General features: G+C 38.3%; 17 protein-coding genes. 13 read left to right on the top strand and 4 right to left on the bottom strand.

The genetic code is table 11. The features are described 5' to 3' along the window. Nucleotides 1-465: 465 nt before the first annotated feature. Nucleotides 466-705, bottom strand: coding sequence for a hypothetical protein (locus PYR66_09960; protein ID WEF29985.1), 240 nt, complete (start codon nt 703-705; stop codon nt 466-468). Between the two features lie 1,492 nt (nt 706-2,197). Here PYR66_09960 and PYR66_09955 point away from each other — a divergent pair. From PYR66_09955 to PYR66_09895, 13 genes are read left to right on the top strand one after another with little or no spacing between them, the layout of a single operon-like run. After that, nucleotides 2,198-2,488: a hypothetical protein gene (locus PYR66_09955; GenBank protein ID WEF29984.1), complete on the top strand. Its 291-nt coding sequence runs from the start codon at nt 2,198-2,200 to the stop codon at nt 2,486-2,488. After that, a complete protein-coding gene (locus PYR66_09950; GenBank protein WEF29983.1) occupies nt 2,481-2,693 on the top strand; it encodes a hypothetical protein in 213 nt (70 codons plus the stop codon). Before PYR66_09955 ends, PYR66_09950 begins: the two co-directional genes overlap by 8 nt. Beyond that, the gene (locus tag PYR66_09945) at nt 2,693-3,052 is read left to right on the top strand and encodes a hypothetical protein (GenBank protein WEF29982.1); all 360 of its coding nucleotides are present in this window, start codon (nt 2,693-2,695) and stop codon (nt 3,050-3,052) included. The genes PYR66_09950 and PYR66_09945 overlap by 1 nt, the downstream gene beginning before the upstream one ends. A 12-nt stretch (nt 3,053-3,064) precedes the next feature. Beyond that, a complete protein-coding gene (locus tag PYR66_09940) occupies nt 3,065-4,702 on the top strand; it encodes a terminase family protein (GenBank protein ID WEF29981.1) in 1,638 nt (545 codons plus the stop codon). Between the two features lie 15 nt (nt 4,703-4,717). Then, nucleotides 4,718-6,910 (top strand): hypothetical protein, encoded by a 2,193-nt coding sequence (locus PYR66_09935; protein ID WEF29980.1) that lies wholly within the window; start codon nt 4,718-4,720, stop codon nt 6,908-6,910. A gap of 48 nt (nt 6,911-6,958) precedes the next feature. Further along, complete coding sequence (locus tag PYR66_09930; protein ID WEF29979.1) at nt 6,959-7,165, top strand: hypothetical protein; 207 nt, start codon at nt 6,959-6,961, stop codon at nt 7,163-7,165. Nucleotides 7,166-7,184: 19 nt separating this feature from the next. Then, on the top strand, nt 7,185-8,141 hold the full coding sequence (locus PYR66_09925) for a hypothetical protein (protein WEF29978.1): 957 nt from the start codon (nt 7,185-7,187) through the stop codon (nt 8,139-8,141). Nucleotides 8,142-8,172: 31 nt separating this feature from the next. After that, nucleotides 8,173-9,021 carry a hypothetical protein gene (locus PYR66_09920; GenBank protein ID WEF29977.1) on the top strand — a complete coding sequence of 283 codons (849 nt, stop codon included), beginning with the start codon at nt 8,173-8,175 and terminating at the stop codon, nt 9,019-9,021. 15 nt (nt 9,022-9,036) lie between these two features. Further along, the gene (locus PYR66_09915) at nt 9,037-9,342 is read left to right on the top strand and encodes a hypothetical protein (GenBank protein ID WEF29976.1); all 306 of its coding nucleotides are present in this window, start codon (nt 9,037-9,039) and stop codon (nt 9,340-9,342) included. Between the two features lie 43 nt (nt 9,343-9,385). Then, nucleotides 9,386-9,973 carry a hypothetical protein gene (locus tag PYR66_09910; protein WEF29975.1) on the top strand — a complete coding sequence of 196 codons (588 nt, stop codon included), beginning with the start codon at nt 9,386-9,388 and terminating at the stop codon, nt 9,971-9,973. A 1-nt stretch (nt 9,974) separates the two neighbouring features. After that, entirely contained in the window at nt 9,975-10,673 is a 699-nt protein-coding gene (locus tag PYR66_09905; GenBank protein WEF29974.1) for a hypothetical protein, read from the top strand. A 9-nt stretch (nt 10,674-10,682) separates the two neighbouring features. Beyond that, nucleotides 10,683-12,173, top strand: coding sequence for a hypothetical protein (locus tag PYR66_09900; protein ID WEF29973.1), 1,491 nt, complete (start codon nt 10,683-10,685; stop codon nt 12,171-12,173). After that, a complete protein-coding gene (locus PYR66_09895; GenBank protein ID WEF29972.1) occupies nt 12,174-14,228 on the top strand; it encodes a hypothetical protein in 2,055 nt (684 codons plus the stop codon). It abuts the gene before it with no gap. Between the two features lie 133 nt (nt 14,229-14,361). Here PYR66_09895 and PYR66_09890 read toward each other — a convergent pair whose 3' ends face one another. The 3 genes from PYR66_09890 to PYR66_09880 all read right to left on the bottom strand — a co-directional run bounded on the left by PYR66_09890 (nt 14,362) and on the right by PYR66_09880 (nt 16,580). Continuing rightward, nucleotides 14,362-14,751 (bottom strand): hypothetical protein, encoded by a 390-nt coding sequence (locus PYR66_09890; protein ID WEF29971.1) that lies wholly within the window; start codon nt 14,749-14,751, stop codon nt 14,362-14,364. Nucleotide 14,752: 1 nt separating this feature from the next. Beyond that, nucleotides 14,753-15,073, bottom strand: coding sequence for a hypothetical protein (locus PYR66_09885; GenBank protein ID WEF29970.1), 321 nt, complete (start codon nt 15,071-15,073; stop codon nt 14,753-14,755). A 283-nt stretch (nt 15,074-15,356) separates the two neighbouring features. Next, nucleotides 15,357-16,580 carry a tyrosine-type recombinase/integrase gene (locus tag PYR66_09880; GenBank protein ID WEF29969.1) on the bottom strand — a complete coding sequence of 408 codons (1,224 nt, stop codon included), beginning with the start codon at nt 16,578-16,580 and terminating at the stop codon, nt 15,357-15,359. Nucleotides 16,581-16,590: the final 10 nt, after the last annotated feature.

Raw genomic sequence — 16,590 nt, 5'->3', positions numbered from 1 at the left:
TTTAAATCACTTCTTATGTTTCCTGCTGTTAGCTTTGCACGCCTTATACTGGCTTTATCAGAATGAGTTTTACTCATTGTTAGCCTCCTTATATGCTTGCAATAGTGATAAAAATGATCATTACCAGAAGAAGGGCTATAGCCACATCAAAGGCTAATTCTTTCATTTTTAGCTCTCTTTTTTGTTCTGGAATCTACCAGCGGGAATGAAGTATCTATTTTAACGGCAGGGGTTTATTATTAATTACCCAAGGGAGAATATATATATAACTATATACCCTAACTACTTAGGCCTATACACTTTGTGTATATGGCCTCCTGTAAGTACATATCTATCAAGTATGCCTCCTATCACTCTTTACTTCCCTCTAAATAGTAAGTAGTCCGCTACTATACAGCTTCTCTTTGATTTCTCGTGACCATGTTCATAGTTTAACTTTCATATAACATTTTTAAACATAGCATCTTAAGGAAGATCTGAGGATGTATATGTGTTAACTAGATTTACTATTTCATACGATTCAAAGCGTACACGTAAATCATTAGTGATAGTGTCTACACAGGCTTGAACGTTACGCATTAAATCAGGCTGACCAATTACACCAGCATTAACAGGAATAATTTTTTCATATGTAACCTCATCAAAGCTGAAAGTATCACCGTTTTCAAGATTACCAAAAGCTACAGGAGTGTTAATAGTAGTCATACTTTGCTTTCTCTACTAGTTTAGTAATGAAAGGCACTACTATCTCTTTATATGTCATCTTGCGTCAATAGCATGAAATGAAACAATAGCATTCATAAACAAAAACAGCATTCACAGCTTAGTAATTAACTAGCCCTTCCCTCTTGTTACATTCAGCGAACATAACACTACTTCATTGAATGATTTGCAATTTCAAACGGCATGAATGACGGTGTAAACGGAAGGCACAAACACAGTTAAATAACTGAGATAGATCTTGCAATACTGTTATGTTGTAGCAATCAATTTCTATTCACTTTCACCTTTATAGTATATAGATTTGTTATACGCGATAGATAAACAATAGATTAAGTGAATGGCTGAATGCCGAGAATAACGGACTAGAAACGGTTTATCGCGTAGTGTTACTACCAGCACTCTGTGCTGTAACGCTGAAAGAAAAGAGAGAAGAATAGAATCTTTGATTAAACCTATTACCTTCATCACATAGCAAGCGAAATTAAAAGGTGAGTGAAAAGGCCTAAGAGTCACAGGCGCGACCATCCATAGCTATTCAATAACAGGAGCAAGCCAGCTTGTGCTTGGGATTAACACACAAGTTGCACACACAGGAATACACGGCCATTCATAAGCAATTGTTTTATATATGAATATAGAGTTGTGCTCCAACTATCAGGAGTGGTTGACAGTCTGAGAGGCCTTAAGAATCGGCGCAAAATGATGGGGTGTGCTGCAAAGCAGCAGAGCACAGACGCATTAACACAAGCTGTTACAGACGCTCTCACAAAGGATGAAATGTATTTTCCAATACTATCAATCACTTACTAACACCCAGTTCCTTACCCCTGTCCCCCCTTTGTAAGAAAAGAAAAAAGCCCTTTAGGCTCTGCAAGCAAATTTTTTGAAAATGAAAATGAGTGTAAGGTTTTACCTTATATTTCAATGCCTTATGCCATTGTGAGAAAAAATTTTCGCTGAACGGGAACGATTAACGCTGGTGTAAGTATCTACCCCCTATCAGGTTTTATATATTAATAACTAATAATTAAGAAAGTATTTATATTAATAATTATAGAATAGAAAGTATTACCTAGTAAGTATTTTACAGTAAGGAGGGTACATAGAGATGATGGATGATATGGAATTATTATTTACAGAATGGAAAATTAATGCTGCTAATTGGGTGAGTGATAAGGCCTACTAAGTATGTTCCCCTTCTCGTAGTAACAGATCATGTTACAAGCCCCTTCTTATTCAGCGTGTAGCAACGCTATATAGGCCTTTCTATTTTTGCCTTTCTTTCAGCGAACAGGAATACATTTCCCTTTTGCAGTATATGAGAGAGGCTTAAATTAAAACATAAAATGTTTTTATCTGGTCACTATCCTTGATGACACTAGCCCTCTAACGTGGAGGGCTTTTCTATGGCCTTTAGAAACCATTGCAACATTTTTGTATTAACAGATGAATTGAAATTTAGAGGAATAATAAAATGAATGGAAATAGTAAAAACGCCCATTATAAGAAAATTGTGAAAAGCCGTCTCTATCCACAAATCATGGGGATGATGGTTCACTTCAATATTAAAATGAAAGAGCTAGCACAGATTGTTAATGTTCCTTATGCATCTATTCGTGCTGGTTTAAATGACGTAGATAAAATCAGTATTGAGCGACTAGAGCAGATTAAAGAAATTTTGTCTGAACATATTTATTCTGAATATGCAGGAAGCTCTATTTACAAAAAATATTTAATCGAACATGGAGAAATGACCGATGACTAATGAACAAATGTTTGCACTACTGAACACTTTCTATATGGCTGGTTTTAATGCTGGCTGTACTTATGTACAGAAAGAAGCAACGCCAATCATTGAAGATCTTGTAGCTGAACTTGCACCAATTAAAGAAGCTGAAGCTTTCGAATGCATGGATGAATATGAAAACGGTGTAGCTATGGTGGCTTGTCTGTTTGGTGAGGTGATGTAATGAGTGCAGAGATTAAAGATACAGATGTAAACCCACTTACAGGGAGAGATCGTAAAGGGAAATTCACTAAGGGGAATGCCTTTGGTAAAGGGAAGAAGACACCACGAGCACTAACACGTATTGCACGTGAAATGGCTGGTGATAACAAACTAGCTGAAGAAGCCATTAAGCAACTAACAGCTATTGTTAAAAATAAAGATGGTAAAGCTACCCCTACTGAAATCTTACGCGCTACAGACCAGATTTTGAAATTCTTCACCATTTCAGCTTCACAAGATGAACAGAACAAACATGAAGATGAACAGATGAAATCAATTAGTGATATGTTCGCTGATTTGAAAGGAATGCAAAAAGAATAAGTGAGGCTCACTATGCTAGATATTTACGGTTTAGCTAGTGAGTTTAATAGTTTAGATGTTAATAAAATTAAACTAGAGGAATTAACAGAAGAACAGATTGAATCTCTTCACTCACTAGTAAGCAAGAAACAAGAATTTAAAAGACAAAATAAGCTAGCCTATTGGATGCCCTATCCTTTCCAGTTAGAGTGGATAGAAGCTAGTAATAAATATCAACAGCGTTATCTATCAGCAGCCAACCGTGTTGGCAAGTCCTATGCTGCTTGCATGGAATTAGCCATTCACATAACAGGCCTTTACCCTTCTAAAGATAATGGTGCTCTGTTTGATTGGCAAGGAATGAAGATTGATAGCGGTGGTCATGATTTTTGGTGTATTGGTGTATCACAGGAGTCAGTGAACAACGTTCTAATGAAGGAACTGCTAGGAGTTAGTGATTGCCGTAACTTACAAGACTTAGGGACAGGGGCAATACCTAAAGATTGTATAGATAGCTGGTCAATGGTTAAAGATGGTGCTAGATGTTTAAAGATAAGAATCAAGCACGTAGATGGAACAACCAACACATTACACTTCTTTGCAGCTACACAGAATGAATCTGTGTTAATGGGCGCTTCAGTTAAGTATTGTTTGCTTGATGAACAATTTCAGAATGAAACAGAAATCTATGCACAATGTTTAACACGTACCGCTACCACTAACGGCTATATATCTGTAACAGCTACACCAGAACTAGGTGCTAGTGCCCTATGGACTAAATTTAATGAAGATGATAGCGGTTTTCTCTATTTTCAAAATGCTACGTGGGATCACTGCCCGCATCTAAGTGAACAAGACAAAGCAAGGCTGTTAGCGGGATATCCTGAATATCAACGCTTAATGAGGTCTGCTGGTATTCCTGTTCTAGGTGCTGGTGCTGTCTATCCCTTCAATGATAATGAGATTGATACATCTCTAACTGTAGAGAGGATTAAACAAAATCCCTATGCTTATAAACTTTTGTGGGGCTGTGACTTTGGGTTTAGCTCTAATACTGATGCTGATCCTTCAACATTAGTTCTTTCAGCTTATGAAATGGAAACAGACACAATCTATATTGTGTACGAATGGAACAGTAAACAGGATGCAAAGAAGAACAGGTTAGCCCATATGCCTGATCATATGGCAAGTGTAATTAAAGCTTCTCCTTTTCCTGATGCTCCTTTAGTTGTTCCTCATGATGCAAAGAAACAGATAGACGGAACAGGAACTAACACAACGCGATTAAGCGAATTTAAAAGATTAGGCGTTAATGTTCTTCCTACAGTGTTTGAAATCCCTTTCCAGCTAACCACAGGGGCTATAGAAAAGCCTAAACATTCACGCTCTTTACATTGGACTATACAGCACCTTTGTAAACTCTTTAGTGAAAATAAATTGAAGATAAATGTTAACAAACTAAAAGAACTAATGAGTGAATTTAGGATTTACCAATATAAAAAGGATGGAAACCCTAGAGACAGTAGAAACCACTTATTAGACGCTATGCGAATAGCTTCTATCTCTGTGAAATATAAAGGTATAAATGCTTCTCAGTGTGTAGGTGGTAAATTACAAAGTAGATGGGAAACAGGGAGAAAAGTTAACGAGGCGTTTAATCGTCATTTCTAAAAGGACTTAGTGAAAATGAAAAAACCTAGCAAGAGGAAGGCTAATTACTCTGATGAACAGATGTTAGCTATCCTCTCTAATAACTTTAACGTCTGCGATGCAGACAAGGAAAATTACGCTGACAGATATTCACACGCTTTCCGTTATTACAGCGGTATTGAACCAGCAGACAAAAATAATACAGGCGTGGACGCTATTCCTGTTGTTAGGGAAATCGTAGATGAAAACTTTCAACTTCTACAGAGCGTTTTTAATAACTCTGATAGTACAAGCGTTATTGTCACAAGTAACAACATTAAATCATCTATGGCTGATGCTATTAGCAAAGAGCTAAATACAGTAGCACGTAACCTTAATAATGTTTCACGTAAAAATGAAAACTGGATTAAGGAAACTTTACTCACTGGTCAAGGCCATATGAAAATCTTCTTAGAAGAAAAGATTGAAGATGAACGTAATATTAAATTCGTTGATAAAACTGCTGAAGAACTGGAAGCCCTAGAGAAAGCTTTAGGTGAACGAGGGTTTAACGATGTATCAGTGAAGATTAAGAGCAGCAAGAGCAAGCGCACAAGCGACGCAGAGCGACAAGAAGCTAACAAGGCTGGTAAGCCAGTGCAAAAGACTGTCAAGCTCTACACAGGCTCTATGAACGCTATAGCGCGTGTTGTGTTCCCTGCTGTGGATTATATCCCTTTCCAGGAAATTTATATTCATCCTCTGACTCAATACAGCTTAGATGATGCCCCTTATTTTTGTCATAGCTACATGCTCTCAATTAATGACGGTTTAATGAATGGTTGGGATGAAGATGTAATGTTAGCGGGTATTAGTAACGGTGTTGACAGTGATGCTTCTTTTGCCACTACTGGTTTAATTGTTGGTCAGCAATATGACCCTTATCAAACATCCGGTAGCGGTATTGCTCTTGATAATAAGCAATCTTATTTCCAAGTGTTCGAGCATTATTGGAAAGGGGCTTATAAAGGCTCTGTGCCTAAGTGGTGGAAATTCACAACCACCCATCTAGATATGCTGGAAGATCCTGAAGAACTGGATGAACTTCCTTTTGTATCAGCGCGTATCCATGAAGTGCCTAATAGCTTTTATGGAATGGGTATTTATGACACTGCAAAATATTTGCAAGATGCAGCTACCCGTGAATCACGTATGCTTACCTACAGTGCAGCAAACACTACTTTCGGTCGCTATTGGGCTTTAAAAGATCAATACGATCCTGAAGCTCTCCTAACTCCTCGTGCTGGTGGTGTAGTAGAAGTTGACACACCTAATGCTATTGGTGTGCTTCCTACTGCTGATGTTAGCCAGTCTCTGAATCTGTTAATGAATGAAACAGGTAATCGTATTCAAGCACAAATGAAAAGCGGTGGATCTATTGGTGAGGCTACAGAGAAATACGGTGAAATGGCTGGTGTAGCTCTATCAATGCTGATTGATAAGACTGAACAAGGCCCGAAATCAAGAGCAGCTACATTTGCTGCTACTGGTCTGATTCCAATGTACAAAAAGCTCTATCGTTTGCTTCAGCGTATTAATCATCCTATTCCATCTCTAGCAGGTGGCTATAGCATGAATGACTTTCCAAAAGAAATTGGTTTATCTTTTGATGTGTCTACTACTACAGACAAACAGCAAGCAGCACAGAACATCATTTCAGCTATGACACAGGCTAAAGAACTGTACGGCTCTATGCCTAACTTCATCACTGAAGAGAATGTTTATGAAGCTCTAAGCCAGTACGTTACAGCGGGCACAGGTAATGATGATGTTAGTTCCTATCTGACTGATCCTAAGACTATTAAGCCTAACAAGCTACAGATTCATATGCAGGCTGAACAATACCACACTGAATTGCAATCCCTTCAGGCACAAGCTGAAGCGGGTAAAATGGCAAATGGTAAGCTTCTTTCTGAAATTGAAATGAACAATGCACACGCAGCTTATTATGTAGCGCAGATGCAGCAAATCAAAGAACAGGATAAACAGAATAAACGCCTATTTGATTTGACTGAACAGAAGCAGATGTTAGACAACAAATCGTTAGCTATGGATGTGCTGTTAAAGCAACAAGAGTTTGAACAGTCACCAGTGAAACTAAGCATGGATGCAGCAGCTTTAGATAGCCAATTGACAGCAGAGCAAGCAAACATTATGCAAGGTGATTATGCACAAGGTGCTAATGCTTAATAAATATAGAAGCAGGAAATCCTGCTTCTAACAAATAAAGGATTTAAGATGATTACGACAGAACAACTAAAGGATGTAGTGTTGCCAGTAGTAGCCCTACGTAAAAAGGAATTGCATAAAACTATGCTTACTTGTCCCTTTGATAATCTGGAGACTGTACGCATTGCTATAGATGAATACACAAAGTTAGAAAGATTCATTTCTAATGAGATGAAGAAAGAATCTTCTGATTTTCTAAATGAACTTAATAAATAAACAAAAGGAATAAATGAACATGGAAGAAATGAATTCAAACGAAATTAGCGTAAATGACTTTGCATCACTGTTTGCTGATGGTTTTGCAGATGAGAAGCCAATGAACAAAGAAGGGGTTGTAGATAGTGCAAGTGATTTGCCTATGAGCACCTACAATGAAGAATCAGGTGATTATGAAGATGTAGATTTTAATCAGCTTTTTGATAACCCTCTAGATGATGATAGTTATCTTCCTGAAGGAATTGATAGTGTAGAAGATCTGGTAGCCCCTAGTGAATTAGGCGAGCGTGTTAAAATTGGTGAAGTAGCTTATGATAAATCTGATATTGAACGAGCTATGAGCCTTCATTCAAAGATTGATAGTTTTGCTTCAGAAGTTAATGCACACTTTGCAGAGCTAGAAGAATGGGAAGCTGGTGTTAATCGTCTACATGCTATCTCTACTTCAGAGATTAGTGAATACATCGATCACTATCAGAGCATTGTTGATAATGACCGTGTAGACCCTGCAACACGAATTGAAGCGCTGAATGAAATCAAACGATATAAAGCGCAACGTGCAGCTATTGAAGATAATTATAAAACATCTTATGCACAGCTTCAGGAACGTAAAGCACAAGCTGAACGCCTCAAAGGAAAAGCAGTGTTTAACCAGCTAGCTAACATGGGTTGGAAAGATAGCGATTTTTCTATGATTGGTGAATACATGAATAAAAATCAGATTGTTGTTCCTTTCCAGAATGCATCTTCAGAGCTAATGATTGCTCTCAAGAAAGCAGCAATGTTTGATAAGCGTAATTCTGAAGCTGAAGATGGCATGACTTCTAATGTACAGCGTGCTATTGCTGGTAAACCTTCTCGCGTATCTAAGCCAATTAATGAAGATGCAATTAGGGCTAAACGGAATAAAGCTGCTGCTATGGCTGGTCGTGGTGAATTGTCTACTTCTGATATGTTCAACTATTTAGTAGATTAATTTAATAAAATAAAGGAGGCCTATTGTGGGCATGTTCAGCAAACACGGAAGTAGCACAGATACTTCAGATACACATAGCACTATTTGGAATAGTCAGCAGATTGAAGACTTTCTAAATTCTCTTGATACAGATGTACATTATGATCCTTATAAACTGGTAGACAATAGCCCAGCTATGCAAGCTGTTTTAGATTATTATGAATCTGGCAAAGGCTTTACTACAGCGAACAGTGTTATTAATGCAGGTAAGAATGTTGCTAAAGTTGCCGCTAATGATTTTGGTAAGCTTAAAGGGATTACAGGTAAAGACCTGTTAGGCGCTTTCTCAGAGGCTACACAAGCTCTTTATGGTGATGCTTCTGGCTTTATGGCTCAACAAGATCAAACTATTGAAAATCAAGTTAATGCACAGATGGGTGCACAGTTTGCACAGAATGCAGAAACTATGAATAGCGGGGCTACTGCTGGTAGTAGTGCTTTGAATAATTCAGCGTCATCTATTCTGGCTTCAGGTGCTAATTCTATGGCTTCTCAAGAGTCTAAATTAGCTGCTTCTGTTCTAGGTAAATCTGCTTCTATTGCTGGTAGAGGTATTAGCGGTGCTCTACGTGGTGCTACTGGTATTATTGGCGCTGAAGGTAATATTGCAGGTGGCCTAATTGGTGCAGGTGGTAAAATGTTTAATTCTGCTATTTCCAATTTATGGAATGCAGGTCTTGTAGATACAGCAAGAGCACAGAAAGAGCAGAATATGAATCGTCATAATTCAATGGTTAATGGCAACACTGGAATTATGGAAGATATGTATTGGCTAGAAGCTATGTTACAGGCTGGTGGTATTGATACAGATAGCACTAACACTAACACGCTGAAATATTAATAGGAGAATAAAAAGATGTGGGATGCTCTTTCAACATGGTTTGGTAGCATGTTTACAGACAGTACAGTTAAAAAGGGTGGTAAAGCTGTTATGTCCTCTAATATGGGTGAGTCAGTTAAATCTGTTTTAGGTTCTAATGCAATGGGGGGAGTTATGAGAGGTTTAATGGCTCCCGGCCCTGTAGCACATGCACAGAGCACAGCTTATCATTTCCAAACTAATGCTAATCCAGTGTCTACCTTAAAGACTGGTTTTGATGAAATGAAATTAGGTCAAGATGGCGTGAATCAAGGATTTAACAGCCTGAAGAATCTGTTTTAATGTTGGGGCTATATGCCCCTTCTTACAAGGATGAATAAATAATATGGATAAATATTATCAGGCTGCTGATGAAGCCTTGAATGCTGCTACAGGTAGCTATAACAAATTAATATCTATTGCTTTGGGTGAAGCAAAAGATGAAAAAGAGGAAGCTGAAAACAGGGCTATGAATTCTGCCCTACTTACTGAAGGTTTTCGCCCTATTGTAACCCCAGATAAACAAATTCAGTGGGTGCCTAAGCCTAAACAGCCTACTGATGCATTGCATACTTTCCAGAAGATGCAAGCTTCTATGTCACCTGAAACACTGCGTGAACAATATCCTTTCTTACAGTACGCTGAAAAACATTTCATTCCAGTTGTAGAAGAATTGGTACAAGGCTTACAAAGTCAGACCTACTCTATTCAATACTTTCAAGAGCAGATGCTAGCCCTTACTAAAGGTGGCTTGAGTGAAGCAATTGAAAATACAGGTGGATACTCTAAGCAGGGTAAAGGCTCTATCTCTAAATCTACCAGCGCTGAAGAAACCGCACGTTTGATTATGAAAGAAAAGAATGCATATAAGCAAGTAGTAGAAATGTCTGAATATGCTAAGGGCGGTATGATTAACATGAAAGGGGGTGAATAAGATGTTACCTAAAGTTAATTCACCTATTCAGAACTACGGAGACTTAAAGAAAGCTGTTCAATTATGGGCTGATAGGGATGATGATGAATTTGTAGACCAGATTCCTAACTTCATTAACTTTGCTGAAAAAGAAATCTATCGTGAAATACGTGTACCTTATACAGCTAAGGAAGCCTATCTAAAAATCACTGAAGGTCAAGCCGTAGTGCCTGCTGATTGGCTATCTACTGAATATATGTTAGCTGCAAAAGGCTATAAGAAATTCAGAGAAACTAGCTCTGAAGAAGTGCTAGCAAAGCTTGAGAAACATCCTAATGATGTTACGGCTAAAGAGGTTATTTGGTGCCGTCTCAATAATCGTTTCTTCTTCTTCCCTGCTATTACAGCTAATCAACCTGCTACAGATCAGTATGGTTTGACTGTTTATGATGGTAGTGAAGTGATTATTGGTTATTACGCTGATCAAATGGAAATGAGCGGTGATCAAGATCAATCTACTCTACTCACTGTAGCACCTGATTTGCTTCTTTATACAGCGCTTATTTATGCTGCTAACTTTGTGAAAGATGCAGATGCAGAACAACAATTCAAAGATAAAGCTGATGCAGCAGCAGAGGCGCTAAATGATCAGAACAATAAACAGGATTTTAAAGGCAGTGTTAAAGTTATTGCCCCTGTGAACATTAATCAATATTGGTAAGGGGATATAATGAACAGTTTAGAACAAACACAAACAATGTTAGACACTAGTAATGAAGCTTCACTAGCTTCCTCTTTCCTAACTAGAAACTATGTTGAAGAGAATGCACAAGGGTTAACAATGATTGACCCTAATCAATCCTCTGCTACTACCTATCTCAGCAAAAGCCAGTTAGCAAAAGCTAAGGAAGATGCAGAGACAGTAGCAAATGGAGGTGTTAATTTTAAACCCCCTTCAACTGGTCAGATGCTGCTAGATATGCTGGGGAGTATGCTTATCACTTATGGTGCATCACGTTTACTAGGGATAGGTGGTAGCGCTGCTTTAGGTTTAGGCTTAACAGCTTCTGCTGTAGCTCATGATAAAGATAAGCAAGAGAATGAACGTTTTGAAATCCTGCAAAATTCTATTAAAGAGAATGGTAATATCTATTCTTCAGAAATGCTATGGAACTTCATGAAAACTGGTGATGGTAAAGCAATGATGGATACTGAGAAAAACCAGTTAGCAGAGAAGAATAAAAGAGAAGATGCAGAAACAAAACATGGATGGGATGTAGATGCAGCACAACAGGCTGAACAGTGGAAACAGGAAGATGATAATACTTCTTTTGAGCACCAAAAAGAGTTGCACAGTATGCCTACTTACCATGATTTACATTCGCAAAGTGGCTCTATTGGTAGTTATTCGTCTACCCCAGCTATAACTAACAGAGCTAAACAAATAGTAGATACAGGTATTGACCCTGCGACTGGTAAACCTGCTACTAAAACGACAATGGATTGGGCGCAAAACCATATTACTGAAGCTTCCTCTGTTACTGGTAATACACCACGAGTTAAGCTTACAGGTAACTACACAGCAGATCATGCTAAGATGGATGCACTTAAATCATTTGCGCGTACACACTCAAAAGCTATTGCTGATTGGAATAAATCTAAACAGGCAGATGCACGAATGAATGCTGTAGATACATCTACCCCTATCGGGCAAATTGCAGATGCTTATCAATTCTTAACTGTAGAAGCGCCTAGTATTTCTAACACTGTTTCTACTGCTTCGGGTGTTAGTGATGAAGCAGTTACAGGATGGGCTGATAAGATTAATCAGATGATTCAGGATAAAGTAAAAAATAAAGGTAAGTTTACCCCTGAGGAAATTTCTGAAATGAAAGACGCTGCACACAAAGAAACTGAAGCTATGAATAATTTAATGTCTGAGAGTGCTAAACCTGTAGCAAATGCTTTTGATTTAAACGATCGTTATACTCGATCACAAGTAGCAGCTAATACAGGACTTACCACAGAGCAATTAGATCAACTGGCTAAAGAACAGGATGGAAATGTTGCACAGCCAGTAGCAAATGCTAATTCTTCACCTACTAATAATACTTCTGGTGATACCCCTGAAGGACAACCAACCAACCAGCCAAAAGGACAGACACTAGAATATAAAGGAGTTAAATATGTTTCTAATGGCTCTACGTGGGAGAAAGCATAAATGAATAAATGGGATAGCATGGCTATTCAACAAAATACAGGGGCTTCGGCTCCTGTAGATTGGGATGAAATGGCAAGACAGCAAAATAGTAGTAACGATTGGGATGCTATGGCAGAACAACAAAAATCTCTTAACACAGCAGCTACTATCATGGATGAACTAGATAAAGCTCATGCTGTCACACAGAATATTTCAGGTGTCCAATCAAACAATCCTTATGTGCAAGGGATGATTGATGCTAATACAGAATTGAAAAAAGATATTGCTACGCCTGAACAGAATCATAATGTGATTCCTGTTTTGTATGCCCTAGTAGGAACTAAGGATACAGCAGGGAAAAATAACGTTTTGGGTTATCTCTCTCCTTACAGCGATAAAGACTTTCTAACTCCTGATGATGTGAGTTCTATTAAAGAGATTACAAACACAGCTAAACTTGTTTCTAATATAGCGGCATACAGCGTTGGTGAAGGTATTGCTACTACTGCCTTTGAAGCACTAGCCCCTACTCTGGAAGAGACAGCACCAATTGTGCCTAAGCTGGTTAGAGGTGCTACTAAGAAGCTTGTAGGCAACGCAGCAGGTAGTTTAGCCGCTCAAGGTACTACTGAAGGAAAGATTAGCCCTGAAGAGCTAGCGCTTGATACAGTAGGCGGTGCTGCTAGTGAGGGTGGCTTAGATTGGCTGTTAGGTGAAGGTAAGCAAGGGTATCACCTCTTAAATGATATTACTGAAGGTAAGAAACAGTTAGATATGCCTGCTCTTGATGAAGCCCATAAAACAACTGTTTGGAATGGTGTTAAACAGTACGCTGATACATGGCAAAAACTCTTAAATAGTGGTGAGTATATATCTGTAGAGCCTGAAGATATTTATGCAGAGTTAAAAAAGAATGCTCCAGATACTTTTAAGAAGATTAAAGGTAGAGAGCCAACAATCAATCGTATTAAACGTGTGATGGAATCTGATGAAGTATCAGAGTTATCACCTAATCAGTTACGAAAATATGCAAACAATAAGGTTAAAGAATATGATGTACTTCTTAAACCTAAAGCAGAGGAAAGAGCAGAGATAGAAAGCGCTGCTGTTATCGCTGATGCTAATAAAATGCATAGAGAGGCTAACGGGATGATGAAAGGTGAAATGCAGATGAGCAATACAGAAGCACGTTCCATCCCTCTTTCATCTATTCTTAAAGCTGCTGGTGATAGTGCTGGAATTCCTAAATTTATTTCTGATGCTTTCAAACCTGATAATAGCAAATTAATTTCAGAGGAATTGAAGAAAGAAGGAAAGAATCTTGTAACCAGTCTTAACAGGCAAGCCAATAAATATAAAGATATGTACAATAAGCTTCCAGAAAAAGGGGCTAATCCTTCTTCTGATGCTCAAAGGGTGTTGTATGATAAGATTTATAAACAAGCTGAAGCAGATGCAGATTTGATTAAATCTATTAACAATGGTGAAGATGTAGAGATTAAGTTATCTGGTCGCCCTTCCCAGCGTGAAAAGAATTTTGCTAATGAAGAACTCTATGAAACCAGATCAAAACCTTTAACTAAAGATGTGCGTAATTTTCTATCTAAAATCAAAGCTGCTCGTGCTGCTACAGCTAAAGCTGAAAGGCCTTTATTATATAAAAACTTCGGTGAGATTTATAATGCTCATAACACTGGTAAATTGAAAACTGATGGTGCTATACAAGCTGGTGCTGATATTCTCTCTCAGTGGATGAAAGGGAAAGTAGGCCATTTTGCTAAAGCTGCTGCTGGTGGTGCTTTGGCTGCAACGTGGGCACATGCTGCTGTCCCTGCTGCTGGTGTTATGGTTGCGGCTTCTGCTGGTAAAAAAGCTACACAGGCTTATGAAAGCGCTTTAATGGAAGAGGCACGACAGCTATCAGAGCAAGTAATTACAGGGGAAATAACTGAAGATCAGGCTAAGGCTATTATGCTCAAAAAAGCAAAGAACATTATGGCTGTAGCTAACACTGCTCGTGTAAGTTTAGGGCAAGGCCTTAAAGCTTTAGTTAATGGTGAGGATGAAGAGGAATAATTTTCATCTAATTAGTATATAACCTATGTTGATAAGGGCGCCACCCTTGCCAATTTAATATACAGACCATAAGCAAAAAGCCTTAATGACTCGCTATCATTAGGGCTTTTCTTTCATCTGCAAAACTTAAGGTTTATTTGACCTCAAAACATGAATACTCATACATGTAATTTTGAATCGGTTGATGATTCAAATAGGCAACCCTTCCCTGTTTCGTAAGTGATGCTATAGTTTTAGTTTTCCCATCGACTAAGGATGATAAAGTATAGTTATTTTCTGTGTTTTTCTCCATATGTTCATTAAAACCATCACTTGAGACAACCACTCCATTATCAGTGTTTATACTTAAATAAACCTGCCCCATTTTTTCAGTTTCAATTTCTTTGTTAAAAGTAGTGCCAGTTTTACTACATTTATAGTTCTTGATTGGGTCTGGTGGTGTATTAACTACCTCTTTTTTATTAAACTGGTTACATCCTAACAAAGAGGAGCATATAACAGTTACGGCGATAATTCTTTTCATGTTACTGTCTATATACTCCAACAGATTGATTTTCTAAACCTGTAGCCACTGTGCTAGCTGCTGTCACATTTCCTGCCGCTTGAATTCTAGCAATAGCTGCATCTGTTCCCATTCCTCCAGCCACTAAATCACTCTGGCTTACCTTCCCTGCGTTTAACCTGTTAGCCAGTTCTTCACCACATAGCCCAAAGCTATCATGTCTCATAAAGACTTTGCCTCGTTGTGCACACTGCACTAACTCTACATTGCTATAACTACTCGGATTTACTACACATCCAGAAAGAGTTACAACTAGAGCACCAAGCAAAACTAATCTTTTCATTTAAGCTATTCCTTATTTAGAGTATTTATTTATTATCCCTGTGCATTAACACACTTGATGTAACAATGTGTTAGTGTTTATTTATACATTAAAGTTGGATATACATATGAAGATGAACAATAGACAAGATGAATGTATTCGTACAGCTAGAGCATTGAAATATGCTATTAGATCAGCTCAAAGAGAGCACAGGAAAGAAGATGCAAATGTATTGAGGATTCTGTACAAAAGTGCAGTAGAGGAAATGAAGAAAGGGAAGCTATCATAGCTTCCCCTTGTTGTTTTAAATCGCAGCAGCGTTATCTAACGCTTCCTTCATACGCTGAAGAGGTAAGCGACTAATATACACTCTATCAGTGATGTTAGACTGGCTGTGTCCAAGTATAAAAGCACGTGTGCTATCGTCTGCATTTGTATCACGTAGACGGTTAGACAAACTGTGTCTAAAGCAGTGTGTAGAACGTTTAAGTTCAATTCTTCTAAAAGCCCTTGTTACAGCGTCCATAGTTCTATTATCACCATATTTCATTGTAGGTTTTTTCTCCCAAATATTCAGAGAGAGTAATGCATCATTCAGAGGAATGTTTCTTATACTTGCTGCATTCTTAACTGTCTTGTCTCCCTCATTATTAATGCTGATGCATTTAATGCCCTCAATAACTCGGTAATCACCTTTTTTAAGTTGCGTAAGCTCTGATACACGTAAACCACAGTGATAAAGTATCTGCATAGCCCAAAAGGATTGTAAGTCACTTGTAGTAAGATTGTGTGATACAGCCTCTTGAAATTGTACTGCTGTAATCTCCTCTTTCTTATTCACTACTTCTACTTTTCGATACATCATGCCTGTAATCGGATTTTTATCTATCCATTCCATTACATCTACGCAGTGTTTAAATAAGCTACTTAATCGATTCAGTATCTTCTGTTTAGTGTTAGGGGCATATTGGTGTTCATCCATGTAAGCTTTGAAGCTTACGATGTTTTCTTTCTTGATGCTCTCTATAGTGGTGAGAGAAGAAGCAGTACACCAAACGATAAAACGATCAATGCAGCCACTGTAATCTTTTCTGGTCTTAACAGCCCACTCTGTAGAGGCATTGAAGAATGATTCTTTTGCTTCCTCCAGTGAATGTCCCACAGATACAATCTCACGCTGTAGCGTCTCCTGTTCCATTTTCTCACTGATTGTAGGCGTATGGGTGGTGACAGTAGCTAAAACAGATTCTGAGGCCTCTGTAATGGATGCTAAGGCCTGTAAACGGGTCAGCTTATCAGCTTTGATGATTTTATCCCTGTAAGCCTTTAGCGTCTCTCTCATGGTGGTAAATGGAACATCCAGCGCTTCAAGTTCCATAAAACGTACTGTGATAGCTGCTGCTCTCTGTGTAGCCTGTTCTTTACCATTGGCCTGTAATGCAATTTCAATGGTAGATTTATCGTAGCGCTTACGCCATAGATAGCCCTTTCTCTGTGTGTGCGTAATGTGGGTAATTTGTGTGCTCATGCTCTAGCCC

Source organism: Klebsiella aerogenes (assembly GCA_029027985.1).
Taxonomy (GTDB): Bacteria; Pseudomonadota; Gammaproteobacteria; order Enterobacterales; family Enterobacteriaceae; genus Klebsiella; species Klebsiella aerogenes_A.
This window is presented reverse-complemented; position numbering and strand designations above follow the sequence as displayed.